Origin of the sequence: Pseudomonas sp. A-RE-19 (genome assembly GCF_019956555.1) — a bacterium.
Lineage (GTDB): Bacteria > Pseudomonadota > Gammaproteobacteria > Pseudomonadales > Pseudomonadaceae > Aquipseudomonas.
Genome location: NZ_JAHBDQ010000003.1, coordinates 15,559 through 33,788 on the forward strand (window position 1 = coordinate 15,559; position 18,230 = coordinate 33,788).

14 protein-coding genes and 2 tRNA genes are annotated in these 18,230 nt (G+C 60.0%); 11 read left to right on the top strand and 5 right to left on the bottom strand.

Features of this window, described 5'->3' with window-relative positions; translation table 11 throughout:
* Positions 1–92: 92 nt before the first annotated feature.
* The 3 genes from KGB14_RS02115 (at position 93) to KGB14_RS02125 (ending at position 4,712) form a co-directional block, all read left to right on the top strand.
* Positions 93–1,280: an ATP phosphoribosyltransferase regulatory subunit gene (locus KGB14_RS02115; RefSeq protein WP_223483888.1), complete on the top strand. Its 1,188-nt coding sequence runs from the start codon at positions 93–95 to the stop codon at positions 1,278–1,280.
* Positions 1,281–1,334: 54 nt separating this feature from the next.
* Positions 1,335–2,627 carry an adenylosuccinate synthase gene (locus KGB14_RS02120; RefSeq protein WP_105340473.1) on the top strand — a complete coding sequence of 431 codons (1,293 nt, stop codon included), beginning with the start codon at positions 1,335–1,337 and terminating at the stop codon, positions 2,625–2,627.
* Positions 2,628–2,777: 150 nt separating this feature from the next.
* On the top strand, positions 2,778–4,712 hold the full coding sequence (locus KGB14_RS02125) for a methyl-accepting chemotaxis protein (RefSeq protein WP_223483889.1): 1,935 nt from the start codon (positions 2,778–2,780) through the stop codon (positions 4,710–4,712).
* A gap of 92 nt (positions 4,713–4,804) precedes the next feature.
* Here the strand turns inward: KGB14_RS02125 and KGB14_RS02130 are convergent, their stop codons facing one another.
* The 5 genes from KGB14_RS02130 to KGB14_RS02150 form a co-directional block, all read right to left on the bottom strand.
* On the bottom strand, positions 4,805–6,370 hold the full coding sequence (locus KGB14_RS02130; protein ID WP_223483890.1) for an ABC transporter permease: 1,566 nt from the start codon (positions 6,368–6,370) through the stop codon (positions 4,805–4,807).
* Positions 6,370–7,380, bottom strand: a complete 1,011-nt coding sequence (locus KGB14_RS02135) for an iron ABC transporter substrate-binding protein (protein ID WP_223483891.1) — start codon at positions 7,378–7,380, stop codon at positions 6,370–6,372. Before KGB14_RS02135 ends, KGB14_RS02130 begins: the two co-directional genes overlap by 1 nt.
* An 83-nt stretch (positions 7,381–7,463) precedes the next feature.
* Positions 7,464–7,733, bottom strand: coding sequence for a hypothetical protein (locus KGB14_RS02140; protein ID WP_223483892.1), 270 nt, complete (start codon positions 7,731–7,733; stop codon positions 7,464–7,466).
* Positions 7,704–7,790 (bottom strand) — tRNA-Leu (locus tag KGB14_RS02145). Before KGB14_RS02145 ends, KGB14_RS02140 begins: the two co-directional genes overlap by 30 nt.
* A 165-nt stretch (positions 7,791–7,955) precedes the next feature.
* Positions 7,956–8,042: transfer RNA gene (locus tag KGB14_RS02150), tRNA-Leu, on the bottom strand.
* A 226-nt stretch (positions 8,043–8,268) separates the two neighbouring features.
* Here KGB14_RS02150 and rnr point away from each other — a divergent pair.
* The 8 genes from rnr to KGB14_RS02190 all read left to right on the top strand — a co-directional run bounded on the left by rnr (position 8,269) and on the right by KGB14_RS02190 (position 18,108).
* Entirely contained in the window at positions 8,269–10,899 is a 2,631-nt protein-coding gene (rnr, locus tag KGB14_RS02155; RefSeq protein ID WP_223483893.1) for a ribonuclease R, read from the top strand.
* Complete coding sequence (gene rlmB, locus KGB14_RS02160) at positions 10,896–11,657, top strand: 23S rRNA (guanosine(2251)-2'-O)-methyltransferase RlmB (RefSeq protein ID WP_223483894.1); 762 nt, start codon at positions 10,896–10,898, stop codon at positions 11,655–11,657. The genes rnr and rlmB overlap by 4 nt, the downstream gene beginning before the upstream one ends.
* A 351-nt stretch (positions 11,658–12,008) precedes the next feature.
* Positions 12,009–12,431, top strand: coding sequence for a 30S ribosomal protein S6 (gene rpsF, locus KGB14_RS02165; RefSeq protein ID WP_095052890.1), 423 nt, complete (start codon positions 12,009–12,011; stop codon positions 12,429–12,431).
* 28 nt (positions 12,432–12,459) lie between these two features.
* On the top strand, positions 12,460–12,690 hold the full coding sequence (gene rpsR, locus KGB14_RS02170; protein WP_002551829.1) for a 30S ribosomal protein S18: 231 nt from the start codon (positions 12,460–12,462) through the stop codon (positions 12,688–12,690).
* 36 nt (positions 12,691–12,726) lie between these two features.
* Positions 12,727–13,620, top strand: a complete 894-nt coding sequence (locus tag KGB14_RS02175) for a hypothetical protein (protein WP_223483895.1) — start codon at positions 12,727–12,729, stop codon at positions 13,618–13,620.
* 19 nt (positions 13,621–13,639) lie between these two features.
* Positions 13,640–14,086 carry a 50S ribosomal protein L9 gene (gene rplI / locus KGB14_RS02180; protein ID WP_003197251.1) on the top strand — a complete coding sequence of 149 codons (447 nt, stop codon included), beginning with the start codon at positions 13,640–13,642 and terminating at the stop codon, positions 14,084–14,086.
* Positions 14,087–14,221: 135 nt separating this feature from the next.
* Positions 14,222–15,619 carry a replicative DNA helicase gene (dnaB, locus tag KGB14_RS02185; RefSeq protein WP_019691515.1) on the top strand — a complete coding sequence of 466 codons (1,398 nt, stop codon included), beginning with the start codon at positions 14,222–14,224 and terminating at the stop codon, positions 15,617–15,619.
* 170 nt (positions 15,620–15,789) lie between these two features.
* A complete protein-coding gene (locus tag KGB14_RS02190) occupies positions 15,790–18,108 on the top strand; it encodes a YgiQ family radical SAM protein (protein WP_223483896.1) in 2,319 nt (772 codons plus the stop codon).
* The last annotated feature ends 122 nt before the right edge of the window (positions 18,109–18,230 follow it).

Here is an 18,230-nt window from a genome sequence, read left to right on the forward strand (position 1 = left end):
CATGCGCGTGGTTTGCACATGAGCCGATCATTTTCTGCTTCACTCAAGGCTCGCCCAAAGGCTTGTCGCCCGGATCATAGGGGAATGGCGTAATGGCAACGGTAGACCGCTGGCTGCTGCCAGATGGCATCGAAGAAGTACTGCCACCGGAGGCGGCGCGTATTGAAGTCGCGCGTCGTCAGGTGTTGGATCTGTTCCAGAGCTGGGGTTACGAGTTTGTCGTGACTCCCCATATCGAGTACCTGGAATCCCTGCTGACCGGCGCGGGCTCGGACCTCGATCTGCGTACCTTCAAGGTCATCGACCCGCAGTCGGGCCGGCAGATGGGTTTCCGTGCCGACATCACGCCACAAGTGGCGCGCATCGATGCGCATACCCTGCGTCGCGAAGGCCCGAGCCGTCTGTGTTATGCCGGTAGCGTGCTGCATGCCCAGCCACGTGCCTTGTCGTCCTCGCGCAGCCCGATTCAACTGGGCGCCGAGTTGTACGGCGATGCCAGCCCGAGCAGCGACGTGGAAGTCATCAGCCTGATGCTGGCCATGCTGCAACTGGCCGATGTGCCGGATGTGCACATGGACCTCGGTCATGTCGGCATCTACCGCGGCCTGGCCCGTGCCGCCGGTTTGTCCGGCGAAGCCGAGCAACAGTTATTCGATGCGTTGCAACGTAAAGCCATCGACGAGGTCATTACCTTGACCGAAGGCCTGCCTGCCGATCTGTCGGGCATGCTGCGAGCGCTGGTCGACCTGTGTGGCGGTCGTGAAGTATTGAGCGCTGCCCGCGAGCGTCTGGCCAGTGCGCCGGCGCCTGTGCTGGCGGCCCTGGACGATTTGCTGGCGATTGCCGAGCGTCTGTCCACGCGGTTCCCGGAATTACCGCTGTACTTCGACTTGGGCGAATTGCGCGGCTACCACTACCACACCGGTGTGGTGTTCGCCGTGTTTGTGCCGGGTGTCGGCCAGTCCATCGCTCAGGGCGGTCGTTACGACGACATCGGTGCCGACTTCGGTCGTGCCCGTCCGGCGACTGGTTTCTCTACCGATTTGAAAACCCTGGTGACCCTGGGGCGTGCTGAGATCGAGCTACCGTCTGGCGGTATCTGGATGCCTGACAGTACGGATGCAGCACTCTGGCAGCAGGTTTGCCAGTTGCGCAGTGAGGGTCAGCGTGTCGTTCAGGCATTGCCTGGGCAACCTTTGGCCGCCGCCCGTGAAGCGGACTGCGACCGGCAATTGATTCAGCAGAACGGGCTTTGGCAAGTATTGCCGCTGGCTTCTTGAGTTTTCCTGCCGGCCGCCGCCGGCACCAAGTTTGCGCGAATGAGGACAAGTGTTATGGGTAAGAATGTCGTAGTCCTGGGCACCCAATGGGGTGATGAGGGCAAAGGCAAGATCGTTGATCTGCTGACCGAACATGCTGCCGCCGTAGTGCGCTACCAGGGTGGCCACAACGCTGGCCACACCCTGGTGATCGACGGCGAAAAAACCGTCTTGCACCTGATTCCTTCGGGCGTGCTGCGCGAAGGCGTGCAGTGCCTGATCGGTAACGGTGTGGTGGTTGCACCCGACGCCCTGCTGCGGGAAATCATCAAGCTGGAAGAGAAAGGCGTACCGGTGCGCGAGCGTCTGCGTATCAGCCCGTCCTGCCCGCTGATCCTGTCCTACCACGTAGCGCTGGACCAGGCCCGTGAAAAGGCCCGTGGCGAGCTGAAGATCGGCACCACCGGTCGCGGCATCGGCCCGGCCTACGAAGACAAGGTTGCCCGTCGCGGTCTGCGCATCGGTGACCTGTTCCACCGCGAGCGTTTCGCCGCCAAGCTGGGCGAGTTGCTGGATTACCACAACTTCGTGCTGGTCAATTACTACAAAGAGCCAGCGATCGACTTCCAGAAGACACTCGACGAGTGCATGGAATACGCCGAGCTGCTCAAGCCGATGATGCTCGACGTCACCGCCGAACTGCATAACCTGCGTCGCGACGGCAAAGACATCATGTTCGAAGGCGCCCAGGGCTCCCTGCTGGACATCGACCACGGCACCTACCCGTACGTGACCAGCTCCAACACCACCGCGGGCGGCATCGCCACGGGTTCGGGTTTTGGTCCGATGTACCTGGATTACATCCTCGGCATCACCAAGGCTTACACCACTCGCGTGGGTTCGGGTCCGTTCCCGACTGAGCTGTTCGACGACGTCGGTGCTTTCCTGGCCAAGCGTGGTCACGAGTTCGGTGCTACTACCGGTCGTGCCCGTCGTTGCGGCTGGTTCGATGCCGTCATCCTGCGTCGCGCCATCGACGTCAACAGCATCTCGGGCCTGTGCCTGACCAAGCTGGACGTGCTGGACGGTCTGGAAACCATCAACATCTGCGTTGGCTACAAGAACCAGGATGGTGCAGTGATCGACGCACCGACTGACGCCGACAGCTACATTGGCCTGGAGCCGGTGTACGAGCAAATGCCAGGCTGGACCGAATCCACCGTCGGTGCCAAGACCCTGGAAGAGCTGCCGCAGGCTGCACGCAACTACATCAAGCGCGTCGAAGAGTTGGTCGGTGCGCCGATCGACATTATTTCGACGGGCCCGGACCGCAACGAAACCATCGTTCTGCGCCATCCGTTCGCTTAATAAGTCGTTGATGTAAAACACAAAGGCCCCTTCATTGGGGCCTTTGTCGTTGATGCCTGCCGAACGGCATGACCTTTGCTGTGATGTTGAATAAAAGCATCGCTTCCAGTGTGCCATCAATTTAATGGCGCCAAAGCAGAGGGATTTCAAGTGTCGGCCGTTCTCTCACTGTTACAAAGCCGTCTATTGCGGCCTGTGTTCGTTACCCTTGGTATCGCCCTTTTGGTGCAGGTGCTGGTAGCTGTCGCTCTGACTCGGAGCACAGTGACTGCGCTGGAAGCCGATCTGGGTGTGCGCCTGGGGGCCGATAGCCAGAAGCTCTCCAATGAACTTGAGCAGGCGGGGCGTGAAGTCACCTCGAGCCTGGACAATCTGTCGACCAGCACCCGTCAGCGACTGACCGCCGGCCTGTCTTCGCGTCTGAAGGACGAGCAGGTGCAACTGCGTACGACGCTGGAGAAGGATCTGAAGGAATCGGCCAACGACATGGCGCAGCTTCTGGCCTCAGTCGCACCTCGCGCCATGTGGGACAGCGACATTCCTACCCTGTCCGAATTCGCCCGTCGTGCGCAGCGCAACCCCAACGTATTGTTTGTGGTGTACGACGACGCCACGGGCCAGCACCTCACGCGCTACCTCAACCGGGAGAACGCGATCAACAAAGCGCTTCTTGAGAAAGGCCAGGGTGAGCGGGCGCTGGACAAGGTGCTGGATGCGGCGAAAAACGATCCCTCGGTCTACTACCTCGAAGCGTCTATCAATCCCAATGGGGTGGAAATCGGCAAAGTCCTGATGGGGGTTTCGACCGCCTCCGTGGAAACCGATCTGGCGGCGCTGGACAAGCGCTTCTCGGCGCTGATCGCCAGCGGCGATCAGCTGGTGGGTGACAGCCTCAAAGGCGCGGCGGCTGACAGTGCAACGGCGATGCGCGGGCGTTTGCAGTCGGCGCAGTCCACGGCCTCTGAAATGAAAGCCAATACCGCCAGTACCGTGCAGGAAGCCGCGGGGACTTTGCGCTGGCGCATCGGCATGGGGTTGGCGGTGGTGGGGTTCGGTGTGTTGCTGTTGCTGGCGGTGGTGCTGGGTCGTCGAGTGGTCAATCGTTTGAAAATGCTGATTGCCGCCATGGATGATCTGGCGGCAGGTGAGGGCGATCTGACCAAGCGCGTGCAGATCAACAGTCAGGACGAGATTGGCGACATGGCTTCGGCGGTCAATCGCTTTGTGGATAAGTTGCAGCCAATCGTGCGTGAGGCAGGTGATGTGGCTCAGCGTACCGGCGTGGAAATCGGCGCCATGACCCTGCGCAATGCCGGTGCCGATGCGGCCGCAGGCATGCAGCGCGATGAAGTGGCTGAAAGCTTGCGCGCGTTGTCGCAGATGGCTGACGAAGCCCAGTCGGAAAGCCACGCCATGCAGGCCGCTTTGCAGCAGGTGGTGGACATTCGTCAAGCCACGGACGAGAACACCCGGACCTCGGCGAAAGTTGGCAGTCTCATCGAAGCGTTGGCCGGACAAGTCGACACCGGTGCGAAAGTCATCGAGCGCCTCGCACAACAAAGTGAACAGATTGAAGTGGTGCTGACTGTGATTCACGGGATTGCCGAACAAACCAATTTGCTGGCGCTCAACGCAGCCATTGAAGCGGCGCGTGCCGGCGAGACCGGGCGCGGGTTTGCCGTGGTGGCGGACGAAGTGCGGGCGTTGGCGAGCAAGACTCAGAGCTCAACCGGCGACATTCAGGCGCATATCGTTGCGTTGCAGCAGGGCGCGCGCGAGGCCGTCGCGGCCATCGGGCAGGCCGGACGTCAGGCCAGCGAAGGTTTGCTGGTGTTGCGCGACAGTGCGCGGTTGCAGCAGTCGGTGCAGGCGTCGGTCGAGCAGGTGCATGCGGCGATCGGTCTGGCAACCCAGGCCGCGGCGCATCAGGCGCAAGGTGCGCAGGCGGTGCGGGGTCGGGTTGAGACCATTCATGCTCAGGCTGAGAAGGCGGCTCAGGCGGTAGTGGAGACTACGGCCAGTGGCAAGCTGCTGGATGGGCTGGCGGCGCAGTTGAAGGCGAGCCTGGGGCAGTTCAGGGCCTGATGAGTTGTCTGGGCGACCGCTATCGCGAGCAGGCTCGCTCCCACATTGGAATGCATTCTCCTGTGGGAGCGAGCCTGCTCGCGAAGGCGATCTTAATGGCGCAGATACATCCGCGTCGTCAGTAGATAGACGGGCAACCCCGACACCACAATCAACAACGCCGCATAAGGCGCCGCCGCCGCAAACTCCACATTCGCGGTATGCGCCCAGACTTCTGTCGCCAGCGTATTGAGCCCGGTGGGACTCAGCAGCAGCGTCGCCGTCAGCTCCTTCATCGCATCCAGAAACACCAGCGCAAAGGCTGCTCCCAAGGCAGGGAAGATAATCGGCAACGTCACCCGACAAAACGCGCTGAAGGACGACGCGCCCAGCGTGCGTGCGGCCTCTTCCAATTGTGGCGCAGCCTTGTTCAGGGCGGTGCGAATCGGTGCCTGGGCCAGCGGCAGAAACAACAGCGCATAAGCGATCAGCAGCAGCGCCGAGGTCTGGTACAGCACTGGCACATAATGCAGGGCGAAATACACCAGGGTCAGCGCAATCACCAATCCCGGCAGCGCATGCAGCAGATACGGCAGGCGCTCGGCCCAGATGGCCAGTCGGCCTTTATGGCGCACCACCAGCAACCCAACCGGCACCGCGAGCACAAGGCACAATGCTGCGCCGCCGAGGGACAGCGCCAGAGACGACAACAAGGCCTCGCTGATCGCCGCTACCGGAAACGCCGCCGACGAGCCCACCATCAGCCAGTACGCCAGCATTCCCAGCGGAATGCCGCTGCCGATGATCGCCAGCAACAGGCAGTAGAGTTGCCCGACAGTCGCCCATGGCCCCAGACGAACCTGCTGCGCATGTCGTGCCGCGCCCTGGCCGGTACGCACATGCCGGCCCTTGCCGCGCACGCGCAACTCCAGCCATAGCAGCACCAAACACAGCGCCAACAGCACCGCCGAGAGCATCGCTGCGTTAGCGTTGCTGAACTCTAGCTCGAACTGTTGGTAAATCGCTGTAGTGAAAGTCTGCAAGCCGATGATCGACAGCGCGCCGAACTCCACCAGCATGTGCAGCGCAATCAGCAGCGAACCGGCCAGCAGTGACGGCCAGAGCAGGGGCAGGGTGATTCTGAAGAACACGCCCCAGCGATTCTGCCCCAGGGTCCGTGCGGACTCCTCCAGCGACGGATCGAGATTGCGCAGGGTCGCCGCCACCGGTAGAAAAATCAGCGGGTACTTGGACAGGGTCATCACCAGAATCGCCCCGCCCAATCCTTCGAAGTGAGCGCTCAGGGAGACCCAGGTGAAACTGCTGACAAACGCCGGCACCGCGAACGGCAGACACAGAATTACGCCCCATAGCCGTCGCCCCGGCAGATTGCTGCGTTCCAGCAACCAGGCGAGCGACAAGCCAATCACACCGCAGGCCAGCGTGACGCCCGCCATCAGCGCCAGCGTATTGCGCAGCAGGCCAAACACGTAGGGTCGCCACAACAGATGCAGCGCCTCGGCCCAGCCCGCCTGCCAGGTCTTGAGGCCGACATAAGCCAGTGGCAACAGGCTGAGCGTCACCAGCAGCAAAACCGGTAGCAACAACCAGATCGACGGTCGTTTGCGCCGTGGCACGTAGCCCCCGCGCAAGGCGGGAGCGGATAGCGATGCGCTCATCAGTTCAAGCCAACATCACGTTCCAGGTCCAGGGCTTCTTCGGCGTTGCCGAGGTCGGCTGGCGTGACCTTTGGCGCTTGCAGTTCGCTGAACGGCTTGAGACCACGATCCGACTCCATGCCTTTGTGCAGCGGGTATTCGGCGGTGGTCTGGGTGATCACGCGCTGACCTTCTTCACTCGCCATGTAGGCGAGCAGCTGCTGGGATTCTTTTGGATGTTTACTGGATTTCAGCACCGCAGCGCTGGATACGGTGATCAGCCCGCCGACGTCGCCGCCGGTGAAATAATGCAGTTTCGAATCGAGCTGGCCTTTTTCACGCTGCAAGGCAAACCAGTAATAGTTGTTCACCAGTACCGTGGCGACTTCGCCGTTTTCCACCGCTTTGAGCGCGACCATGTTGTTGCTGTAAGTCTTGCCGAACGCACGCAGGCCGGTCAGCCATTCTTCGGCGGCGTTCATGCCATGGACCTTGATGATCGCCACGGCCTGTTCCTGGAATGCGCCGCTGGTAGGTACGAAGCCGACTTTGCCCTGCCATTTCGGATCGGAGAATTCCATCACCGACTTGGGCAGGTCTTTTTCGTCGATCAGTTTAGGGTTGAAGGCGACAACCCGAACGCGTGCGGTGATACCGATCCAGGTGCCGTTGCCGGCAACGTAGTCCTTGGGCAGGGCTTCAAGGGTAGCGGCGTCGGTTTTCGCCAGCAGGCCTTGTTCGCCAAGTTTGTTCAGCGGCGGCGATTCTTCCGTGTAGATCACGTCGGCGGGGGAGCGATCGCCTTCTTCGACAATCTGGCTGGCGAGCTGGTTACTGCTGCCCTTGCGCACATTGACGCGAATCCCGGTCTTGGCTTCGAAGGCTTTGGCGACAGCGTCGCCGACTTCCTTGTGTTGGCCGTTATAGAGTGTCAGGGAAGCCGGATCGGCGGCTTGGGTGAGGGGAGTGGCGAGTGTCAGGCCGAGCAGGGTGATGGTCAGGCCACGGCGCAGGGTATTTCGAAACATCATTCGCAGGGTTCCTCACTGTCGCATTGCAAAATCTTGCAACAATGATAAACGATATTGCTTCTCAAGTGCGCCTGCGGAGAGGGTTAGGGTTTGTGAGCGAGAGGCGGCACACCGCTTGATCTCCCGTAGGAGCTGCCGAAGGCTGCGATCTTTTGATCTTGATTGTTGGTGCAGTTGAAGCAGCTAAAGATCAAAAGATCCCAGCCTTCGGCAGCTCCTACAGGGGCCGTGCTGACATTCATGAAGTTTTTGAACGCCAGAAACGCAAAAACCCGCTTTCGCGGGTTTTTGTGAAATTCAAGATCGTGACCTTGAATTTGAATTGGTGCCCAGAAGAAGACTCGAACTTCCACGACCTTGCGGTCACCAGCACCTGAAGCTGGCGTGTCTACCAATTTCACCATCTGGGCAGTATCTTCAGCGTTGCCGCTGTTGATGTGGCGCACTATACGGAGAGCCTTTTGATCTGTAAACCCCTGATTTAATTTTAATAAACCGGAAGCCTGGAATGCAAAAACCCGCTTTCGCGGGTTTTTGTGTGAGCCTTGAAATTGTTCTAATCTCAAGCTCGAAATTGGTGCCCAGAAGAAGACTCGAACTTCCACGACCTTGCGGTCACCAGCACCTGAAGCTGGCGTGTCTACCAATTTCACCATCTGGGCAGTATCGGCAGCGCGTGTGCGTCGTCGATGGCGCGCACTATACGGAGCGTCTTTTTAACTGTAAACCCCCGACATCGAAAAAAACTGGAAATTTTCTCCAGTGGTATTCAAATCAGCTTTGCGATGTCGATAAAGGGCTTTAGATGGGCTGTCATAGCTTGAAATTTCCCGTTTCATTACGCCTATGCCAAACTAACCCGCATATAGACAAGGTGAAAACTCTCTAATGGCCGATTGGCAGTCCCTCGATCCCGAGGCCGCTCGTGAAGCGGAAAAATATGAAAACCCTATTCCTAGCCGCGAACTGATCCTTCAGCACCTTGCTGATCGAGGTTCGCCTGCTAACCGCGAGCAGCTGGTCGAAGAGTTTGGTCTGACCACGGAAGACCAGATCGAAGCCCTGCGTCGCCGCCTGCGCGCCATGGAGCGCGACGCTCAACTCATCTATACCCGTCGCGGCACGTATGCGCCGGTGGACAAGCTCGACCTGATCCTGGGCCGCATCAGCGGTCACCGTGACGGCTTCGGCTTCCTGGTCCCGGACGACGGCAGTGACGACCTGTTCATGAGCCCGGCGCAAATGCGCCTGGTGTTCGACGGCGACCGTGCCTTGGCGCGTGTTTCCGGGCTCGATCGTCGCGGCCGCCGTGAAGGCATGATCGTCGAAGTGGTGTCCCGTGCCCACGAGTCCATCGTCGGTCGTTACTTCGAAGAGGGCGGTATCGGTTTCGTCGTCGCGGACAATCCGAAGATCCAGCAAGAAGTGCTGGTCACCCCGGGCCGCAACGCCAACGCCCAGATCGGTCAGTTCGTCGAAGTGAAGATCACCCACTGGCCGACGCCACGCTTCCAGCCGCAAGGCGACGTGGTCGAAGTCGTGGGTAACTACATGGCGCCGGGCATGGAAATCGATGTCGCCCTGCGCACCTACGATATTCCTCACGTCTGGCCTGAAGCGGTGCTCAAAGAAGCCGCCAAGCTCAAGCCTGAAGTCGAAGAGAAAGACAAAGAGAAACGCATCGACCTGCGCCATCTGCCGTTCGTGACCATCGACGGTGAAGATGCGCGCGACTTCGATGACGCGGTCTACTGCGAAGCCAAGCCGGGCAAGCTGCGCCTGTTCTCCGGTGGCTGGAAGTTGTACGTGGCGATCGCCGACGTTTCCAGCTACGTGAAAATCGGTTCGGCGCTGGATAACGAATCCCAGGTGCGTGGCAACTCGGTGTACTTCCCCGAGCGTGTCGTGCCGATGCTGCCGGAGCAATTGTCCAACGGTCTGTGCTCGCTGAACCCGCACGTCGATCGCCTGGCCATGGTCTGCGAGATGACCATCTCCAAATCCGGCGAAATGACCGACTACTGCTTCTACGAAGCGGTGATCCACTCCCACGCCCGCCTGACCTACAACAAGGTCAGCGCCATGCTGGAAACGCCGAAAGCCACCGAGGCGCGTCAGCTTCGTGGCGAGTACACCGACGTCCTGCCGCACCTCAAGCAGCTGTATGCGCTGTACAAGGTTCTGCTGGCCGCCCGTCACGTGCGCGGCGCGATCGATTTCGAAACGCAGGAAACCCGGATCATCTTCGGTTCCGAGCGCAAGATTGCCGAAATCCGTCCGACCGTTCGCAACGACGCTCACAAGCTGATCGAGGAATGCATGCTGGCGGCCAACGTGGCCACCGCCGAATTCCTGAAAAAGCACGAAATCCCTGCGTTGTACCGCGTCCACGATGGCCCGCCACCGGAGCGTCTGGAAAAACTGCGCGCTTTCCTTGGCGAGCTTGGCCTGTCCTTGCACAAAGGCAAGGATGGTCCGTCGCCGAAGGATTACCAGGCTTTGCTGGCCAGCATCAAGGACCGTCCGGATTTCCACCTGATCCAGACCGTCATGCTGCGTTCGTTGAGCCAAGCGGTGTACAGCGCCGATAACCAGGGCCACTTCGGCCTGAATTACGAAGCCTATACCCACTTCACTTCGCCGATTCGCCGCTACCCGGACTTGCTCACGCACCGGGCGATCCGCAGCGTCATCCATTCGAAAATGGACACCCCGCACGTTCGCCGTGCCGGCGCGATGAGCATTCCGAAAGCGCGCATCTACCCGTACGACGAAGCGATCCTGGAGCAGCTCGGCGAGCAGTGCTCGATGAGCGAGCGCCGTGCCGACGAAGCGACCCGCGACGTGGTGAACTGGCTCAAGTGCGAGTTCATGAAAGACCGCGTGGGCGAATCGTTCCCGGGTGTGATCACCGCCGTGACCGGTTTCGGCCTGTTCGTCGAGCTGACCGATATCTACGTCGAAGGTCTGGTGCACGTCACCGCGCTGCCGGGCGATTACTACCACTTCGATCCTGTGCACCACCGCCTCGCGGGTGAGCGTACCGGTCGTAGCTTCCGTCTTGGCGACACCGTTGAAGTGCGGGTCATGCGTGTCGACCTCGACGAGCGCAAGATCGACTTCGAAATGGCTGAAAAAACCATCAGCGCGCCAATCGGGCGTAAGAAGCGCGGAACCGAAACAGCCGCTCCAGCTGCTAAAACCGCCGCAGAACCGGCGCCGGCGAAAACCGGGCGTCGTCCTGCCAAGGAAAAGGCCGTCGAGGCCTATCGCCCGAGCGATGCCGCGGCAAAAAATGCCGAGCTGCGCAAAAGCCGTGAACTGAAACAGGCGTTGCTGTCTGAAGCGAAAAGCGGCGGTAAAGCGGCGTCTGGGGGAAAGACCGGGCGGTCGGCGCCTGACAAGGCCCCCGGCGGCAAGCCAGCAAAACCGAGCAAACACCGTAAAGGCCCGCCAAAAGCGGGTTCCGCTCCAGCCGCCAGAAGCGGCGGGGCGCGTAAACCTAAGGCCAAGTCATGAGTCAGTTGGAAAAGATCTATGGCGTGCACGCTGTAGAAGCGTTGCTGCGTCACCACCCAAAACGCGTCAAGCAGATCTGGCTGGCTGAAGGCCGCAGTGATCCGCGAGTGCAGACGCTGATCGAGCTTGCGGCCGAAAATCGCGTAGCGGTCGGTCAGGCTGAGCGTCGTGAGCTGGATGCGTGGGTAGAAGGCGTGCACCAGGGCGTGGTCGCGGACGTGAGCCCGAGCCAGGTCTGGGGCGAGGCGATGCTCGACGAACTGCTCGATCGCACCGAAGGCGCGCCGCTGTTGCTGGTGCTCGACGGCGTGACCGATCCGCACAACCTCGGTGCTTGCCTGCGTTCGGCCGATGCGGCCGGCGCGCTGGCGGTGATCGTGCCGAAGGACAAGTCAGCCACCCTGACCCCGACGGTGCGGAAAGTCGCCTGCGGCGCGGCGGAAGTCATTCCGTTGGTGGCCGTGACCAACCTGGCGCGCACCCTGGAAAAACTCAAGCAGCGCGGCTTGTGGGTTGTCGGTACGGCGGGCGAGGCTGAACAGGAGTTGTATCAGCAGGATCTCACCGGCCCGACCATCCTGATCATGGGCGCGGAAGGCAGCGGAATGCGCCGTCTGACTCGTGATCTTTGCGACTACCTGGTGCGTCTGCCGATGGCGGGCAGTGTCAGCAGTCTCAATGTGTCCGTGGCGACTGGGGTCTGTCTGTTCGAGGCCCTGCGTCAGCGCGGCGTCAAGGCTGCCGCCAAAAAGTCCTGACGCTCTCCTGTAGGAGCTGTGTCGGGACTGTAGGAGCTGTGTAGGAGCTGTCGAGTGAAACGAGGCTGCGATCTTTTGATTTTGCTTTTAAGAACGAGATCAAAAGATCGCAGCCTCGTTTCACTCGACAGCTCCTACAGTCTTACAGTTCTACAGGTGTTCGGATTTGAGTTCGGGTGATTGCTCAAATAATCACCAATTGCCTTGCGCCTCTCCTGTCCCTTCTCTACAATTGCGCCCCTTGCTGTGACGGCAGGCACGCATGTGTCTATCGCAAGCAAGTCCATAAGTGTCATTCACTCCTTGTCTGACCGCTTTTGAGCGGCAGGCTACAACCCGTAAGGAGCATTCATGCGTCATTACGAAATCATCTTTTTGGTCCACCCGGATCAAAGCGAGCAAGTCGGCGGCATGGTTGAGCGTTACACCAAGCTGATCGAAGAAGACGGCGGCAAAATCCACCGTCTGGAAGATTGGGGCCGTCGTCAACTGGCCTACGCAATCAACAATGTTCACAAGGCTCACTACGTGATGCTGAACGTTGAGTGCACTGGCAAGGCCCTGGCCGAGCTGGAAGACAACTTCCGCTACAACGATGCAGTGATCCGTAACCTGGTCATCCGTCGCGAAGAAGCCGTTACCGGCCAATCCGAGATGCTCAAGGCTGAAGAAAACCGCAGTGAGCGCCGTGAGCGTCGCGACCGTCCTGAGCACTCCGACGCCGATAGCGTTGATGGTGATGACAGCGACGCCAGCGATAACGCTGACGAGTAATCCACGGACCTTTTGAGGAGCCTATTACATGGCACGTTTCTTCCGTCGTCGTAAATTCTGCCGCTTCACCGCTGAAGACGTGAAAGAGATCGATTACAAAGATCTCAACACTCTGAAAGCTTACGTATCCGAGACCGGCAAAATCGTTCCAAGCCGCATCACCGGTACCAAAGCACGTTATCAGCGTCAGCTGGCCACCGCTATCAAGCGCGCCCGCTTCCTGGCCCTGCTGGCCTACACCGACAGCCACGGCCGCTGAGACCGGGCAGTCGACACGTAGCAAAGGATTGAATGCATGCGCGCCTTAGCTGAGTTCATCATGCGCGGCCGTATGCAGGCCACTCTGGTAGTGGCCGGATGCGCAACATTGCCGTTGTTGTATTGGTTGGGTGCTGCCGCCGGATGCCTTGTGCTTCTGCGGCGCGGATTGAAGGACGCCTTGGGCGTTCTTGCTCTGGGACTGCTGCCGGCGTTGGTCTGGTGGCTTTACTCCGACGACCCACGGGCACTTCTGGTGCTGCTGGGGTCTTCGAGCCTTGCGTTGGTTTTGCGCGCAAGCGAGTCCTGGAACCGCGTGCTGCTGGTCAGCATAGCGATGGGAGTGGTGTTTTCAGTGGTGCTGGGGGCGGCTTTTGCGCCCCAGATCGAGATGCTGGCGCAGGCGTTGATAAAAGTCATGCCGTCGCTACTCGGTGATGTCTACCAGCAATTGTCGGTAGACGAGCAAGCGCGTTTCGCGTCCCTGATTGCACCGGTCCTGACCGGCCTGATTGCGGCCTTGTTGCAAATCGTCAGTGTGCTGAGCCTGATTGTCGGGCGCTACTGGCAGGCGTTGTTGTACAACCCGGGTGGTTTTGGTCGCGAGTTTCGCGCCATCCGAATCCCGCTTTTACCGGCGATGTTGCTGCTGGTGTTGATGCTTCTGGGGCCTAACTTAGGCTCGCAGATGGCCATGTTGACGCCGTTGTGCAGCGTACCGCTGGTGTTCGCCGGGCTGGCCCTGATTCACGGGCTGGTGGCGCAAAAGCGACTGGCCAAATTCTGGCTGGTGGGGTTGTACGTCACGCTGTTGCTGTTCATGCAGCTGATCTATCCGTTGCTGGTGGTCTTGGCCATCGTCGACAGCCTGATTGATTTTCGCGGTCGTTCGGCACCGAAAGATGCCGATAGCGCGAACGGTGAAGGTTAAAAGTTAAGAGGATTTTCACATGCAACTGATCCTTCTGGAAAAAGTCACCAACCTGGGCAACCTGGGTGACAAAGTGAACGTTAAGGCTGGTTACGGTCGTAACTACCTGCTGCCTTACGGCAAAGCTACCGCTGCGACCGCTGCCAACCTGGCTGCGTTCGAAGAGCGTCGCGCTGAGCTGGAAAAAGCCGCAGCAGACCGTAAAACTTCGGCTGAAAGCCGTGCCGCCCAACTGGCTGAGCTGGAAGTGACTATCACTGCCACCGCTGGTGACGAAGGCAAGCTGTTCGGTTCGATCGGCACCCACGACATCGCTGATGCACTGACCGCCTCTGGCGTTGAAGTGGCAAAAAGCGAAGTTCGTCTGCCGAACGGCACCATCCGCAACGTAGGCGAATTCGACGTAGCCGTGCACCTGCACGCCGAAGTTGAAGCCACCGTACGCGTTGTCGTGGTAGCAGCTTAAGCAGCACTTGTCGGCTGGCACCCTTGGGTGCTTGCCGGTAACATCGGGCACGATCCTGTTTACAGGTCGTGCCCTTTGTCTTTCTGCAGTTCCTGATTTTCATAATCCCTGCTTCTCCTAACAAACCAAGTGGCCATGAACGATATCTCCGCTCCTGAGCAATACGATCTGCAAACCGCCGCGCTGAAGGTGCCGCCGCATTCCATCGAGGCCGAACAGGCCGTGCTCGGTGGTCTGATGCTGGACAACAACGCCTGGGAACGCGTGCTCGATCAAGTCTCCGACGGCGATTTCTATCGGCATGACCACCGCCTGATCTTCCGGGCCATCGCCAAGCTGGCGGACCAGAACTCCCCGATCGACGTCGTGACCCTTGCCGAGCAATTGGACAAGGAAGGTCAGACCTCACAAGTCGGTGGCCTCGGTTACTTGGGTGAATTGGCGAAAAACACGCCGTCCGTCGCCAACATCAAGGCCTATGCCCAAATCGTTCGCGAGCGGGCCACCCTGCGCCAACTGATCGGCATCAGTACCGAAATCGCCGACAGCGCCTTTAACCCCGAAGGCCGCACCGCCGCCGAGATCCTCGACGAAGCCGAACGGCAGATTTTCCAGATTGCCGAGGCCCGTCCGAAAACCGGCGGCCCGGTCAGCGTCAACGACCTGCTGACCAAGGCCATCGACCGCATCGACACCTTGTTCAACACCGACAACGCCATTACCGGCCTGTCTACCGGCTATACCGACCTCGACGAGAAGACGAGCGGTCTGCAACCGTCCGACCTGATCATCGTCGCCGGCCGTCCGTCCATGGGTAAAACTACCTTTGCGATGAACCTGGTGGAAAACGCCGTGTTGCGCAGCGAGAAGGCTGTTCTGGTTTACTCCCTCGAGATGCCAGGCGAATCGCTGATCATGCGTATGCTGTCGTCCCTCGGCCGGATCGACCAGACCAAGGTCCGGGCCGGTCGCCTGGAAGACGACGACTGGCCGCGCCTGACCTCGGCGGTCAATCTGCTCAACGATCGCAAACTGTTCATCGATGACACGGCGGGTATCAGCCCATCGGAAATGCGCGCCCGCACCCGTCGTCTGGTGCGTGAGCACGGTGAGATCGGTCTGATCATGATCGACTACCTGCAGCTGATGCAGATCCCGGGTTCCAGCGGTGACAACCGGACCAACGAGATTTCCGAAATCTCCCGGTCCCTGAAAGCCCTGGCCAAGGAATTCAACTGCCCGGTGGTGGCGCTGTCCCAGCTCAACCGTTCCCTGGAGCAACGCCCGAACAAGCGTCCGGTGAACTCCGACTTGCGTGAATCCGGTGCAATCGAGCAGGACGCCGACGTAATCATGTTCGTGTACCGGGACGAGGTGTATCACCCGGAAACCGAACACAAAGGCATCGCCGAAATCATCATCGGCAAACAGCGGAACGGCCCGATCGGCTTTATCCGCCTGGCCTTCATCGGCAAATACACCCGATTTGAAAACCTGGCGCCGGGTAGCTACAACTTCGACGACGACGAATAGTTATTTGGAGTCTGGTCGGGCCTCTTCGCGGGCAAGCCTCGCTCCTACAGGTTACGTAGAGCCCGCGATGGGGTCGCCGCAATTTCCGACCATAGCCGTCGGAATTGGTCAAATTTTGTGCTATATTCCGCGCCCGCGAAATTCAATGAAAGCCAACACCGGTTATCGACATGCAAGCAGCCAAGCCGTTATTTGACTATCCCAAGTACTGGGCCGAATGTTTCGGGCCAGCGCCATTCCTGCCGATGAGCAGGGAGGAGATGGATCAGCTTGGCTGGGATTCCTGCGACATCATCATTGTCACCGGTGATGCCTACGTCGACCACCCGTCGTTCGGCATGGCGATCATCGGCCGACTGCTGGAGGCCCAGGGCTTCCGCGTCGGGATCATTGCGCAGCCGAACTGGCAGTCCAAAGACGACTTCATGAAGCTCGGCGAGCCGAACCTGTTTTTCGGCGTCGCGGCCGGCAACATGGACTCGATGATCAACCGCTACACCGCCGACAAGAAAATCCGCTCCGACGACGCCTACACCCCCGGTGGCCTGGCGGGCAAACGTCCGGACCGCGCGAGCCTGGTTTACAGCCAGCGCTGCAAGGAAGCCTACAAGCACGTGCCGATCGTGCTCGGTGGCATCGAAGCCTCCCTGCGCCGCATCGCCCACTACGATTACTGGCAGGACCGGGTGCGCAACTCGATCCTGATCGACGCCTGCGCCGACATCCTGCTCTACGGCAACGCCGAGCGTGCGATCGTCGAAGTCGCCCAGCGTCTGTCGTTCGGTCACAAGATCGAAGACATCACCGATGTGCGCGGCACCGCGTTCATTCGTCGTGACACGCCAAAAGACTGGTTCGAGATCGACTCCACGCGCATCGACCGTCCGGGTAAGGTCGACAAGATCATCAACCCGTACGTGAACACCCAGGACACGCAAGCTTGCGCCATCGAGCAGGAAAAGGGCGCGACTTATTCAGGAGCAGGTGAGGATCCGAACGAAGCGAAGGTCGTGCAATTGCTGCCGAACCCGCGCCTCACCCGCGAGAAAACGGTCATCCGTCTGCCGTCGATGGAAAAAGTCCGTGGCGACTCGGTGCTCTACGCCCATGCCAACCGCGTGCTTCACCTGGAAACCAACCCGGGCAACGCCCGCGCGCTGGTGCAGAAGCATGGCGAAGTGGATGTCTGGTTCAACCCGCCTCCAATTCCGATGACCACCGAAGAAATGGACTACGTGTTCGGCATGCCTTACGCACGGGTTCCGCACCCGGCGTACGGCAAGGAAAAGATTCCTGCCTACGACATGATCCGTTTCTCGGTGAACATCATGCGTGGCTGCTTCGGCGGCTGTACGTTCTGCTCGATCACCGAGCACGAAGGCCGGATCATCCAGAACCGTTCCGAAGAGTCGATCATTCGCGAAATCGAAGAGATCCGCGACAAAGTGCCAGGCTTCACTGGCGTGATCTCCGACCTCGGCGGCCCGACCGCGAACATGTACCGCATCGCCTGCAAGAGCCCGGTCATCGAATCCGCGTGCCGCAAGCCGTCCTGCGTGTTCCCGGGCATCTGTGAAAACCTCAATACCGATCACTCGTCGCTGATCCAGCTCTATCGCAGCGCCCGTGCCTTGCCGGGTGTGAAGAAGATCCTGATCGCCTCCGGCCTGCGTTACGACCTCGCGGTCGAGTCGCCGGAGTACGTCAAGGAGCTGGTGACTCACCACGTTGGTGGTTACCTGAAGATCGCCCCGGAACACACCGAGGAAGGTCCGCTCAACCAGATGATGAAACCGGGCATCGGCAGCTATGACAAGTTCAAGCGCATGTTCGAGAAGTACACCAAGGAAGCCGGGAAAGAGCAGTACCTGATTCCGTACTTCATCGCCGCTCACCCGGGCACCACCGACGAAGACATGATGAACCTGGCCCTGTGGCTCAAGGGCAACGGTTTCCGTGCCGACCAGGTGCAGGCGTTCTATCCGTCGCCGATGGCCACCGCCACCGCGATGTACCACTCGGGCAAAAACCCGCTGCGCAAGGTCACTTACAAGAGCGACGGCGTGACCATCGTCAAGAGCGAAGAGCAGCGTCGCCTGCACAAGGCGTTCTTGCGTTATCACGACCCGAAAGGCTGGCCAATGCTGCGTGAAGCGCTGACCCGCATGGGCCGCGCCGACCTGATCGGGCCGGGCAAGAACCAGTTGATTCCGCTGCATCAGCCGGCGACCGACAGCTACCAGAGCGCCCGTCGCAAGAACTCGACGCCGGCCGGCAGCCATAAAGTGGCCGGTGAAAAGACCACCAGGATCCTGACCCAGCACACTGGCCTGCCACCGCGTGCCAGCGATGGCGGTAACCCGTGGGACAAGCGTGAACAGGCCAAGGCGGCGGCATTCGCCCGCAACCAGCAGGCGGCCAAGGAGCGCAAGGACGCGGCCAAAGGCAAAGGGCCAAAACCTGCGCGCAAGCCGGTAGTACCGCGCTAAGCCCTCGCTTGAGCTGAACAGAACGCCAACCTTCGGGTTGGCGTTTTGCGTTGTGCCTGAAGATCAAAAGATCGCAGCCTTCGGCAGCTCCTACAGGGAAACGCATATTCCTGTGTAGGAGC